Origin of the sequence: Gilvimarinus gilvus, assembly GCF_030518155.1 — a bacterium.
Classification (GTDB): Bacteria; Pseudomonadota; Gammaproteobacteria; order Pseudomonadales; family Cellvibrionaceae; genus Gilvimarinus; species Gilvimarinus gilvus.
Window position 1 is genome coordinate 1 of the sequence record NZ_JAULRU010000112.1, and the last position, 359, is coordinate 359.

Here is a 359-nt window from a genome sequence, read left to right on the forward strand (position 1 = left end):
GCATAGTCTGCGTGCGAAAAGTTGATACGGAACACATCTGTTCCTTTTCTCATCATTTCTAATAAAATCTCTGGACTATCGGTTGCCGGACCTAAAGTCGCGACAATTTTTGTCTTTTTAAGATATTGTCTATCGTAAATCATAATTTTTCCCTTTTTTTATGCACAATATTTTGTTAGAAAACCAATTGATCTGCATTGCTAATCAAATCGATATCTATTTTTTTGATCGTTTTTATAAAATCTTTTTCTACAAATGGTAGTTGAAGATATTGTAGTTCATCTTCCCAACCAGAGATTTTTACAATATAATTGCAATCCTTGTAATTTGGTACAAGAATAACGCTCTCTTTGAAAAGA

Annotated in this window: 2 protein-coding genes; both read right to left on the reverse strand. The window is 31.5% G+C overall.

Features of this window, described 5'->3' with window-relative positions; genetic code table 11:
* Positions 1-143: pyruvate kinase (locus QWI17_RS00595; RefSeq protein ID WP_302720555.1), on the reverse strand; the 143-nt coding region annotated here is incomplete at its 3' end.
* A gap of 32 nt (positions 144-175) precedes the next feature.
* Positions 176-359 (reverse strand): hypothetical protein (locus QWI17_RS00600; protein ID WP_302720554.1); only part of this gene is annotated, 184 nt, incomplete at its 5' end.